The organism is Stenotrophomonas sp. SrG (genome assembly GCF_050031795.1).
Lineage (GTDB): Bacteria > Pseudomonadota > Gammaproteobacteria > Xanthomonadales > Xanthomonadaceae > Stenotrophomonas > Stenotrophomonas rhizophila_A.
In genome coordinates this window covers 1-289 of the sequence record NZ_JBNBBE010000147.1, presented here as the reverse complement: position 1 = coordinate 289, position 289 = coordinate 1, and the positions used below count along the sequence as shown (strand labels likewise).

Below are 289 nucleotides of genomic sequence, written 5' to 3'. Positions count from 1 at the left end.
GTTCACGGGACCGCTCCGAGACAGCCGATCAACTCGATCTGCCTTGCGTCCGGCCAATCGCCCTGGCGTTACTTCGTCTTTGGAGCTTCCACCCGATGTCTTTTGAAAACCTGGGCCTAGCCCCGTTCCTGCTGCGCGCGTTGTCCGAGCAGGGCTATGAAAACCCCACCCCGATCCAGCAGCAGGCGATCCCGCTGGCCCTGGAAGGCCGCGACCTGCTGGCCGGCGCGCAGACCGGCACCCGCAAGACCGCCGCGTTCGGCCTGCCGCTGCTGCAGCACCTGGGCAC

General features: G+C 66.8%; 1 protein-coding gene. It reads left to right on the top strand.

Features of this window, described 5'->3' with window-relative positions; genetic code table 11:
- Positions 1-95 precede the first annotated feature (95 nt).
- On the top strand, positions 96-289 hold a 194-nt coding region (locus tag ACQG3P_RS19315; RefSeq protein ID WP_426805940.1), incomplete at its 3' end, for a DEAD/DEAH box helicase.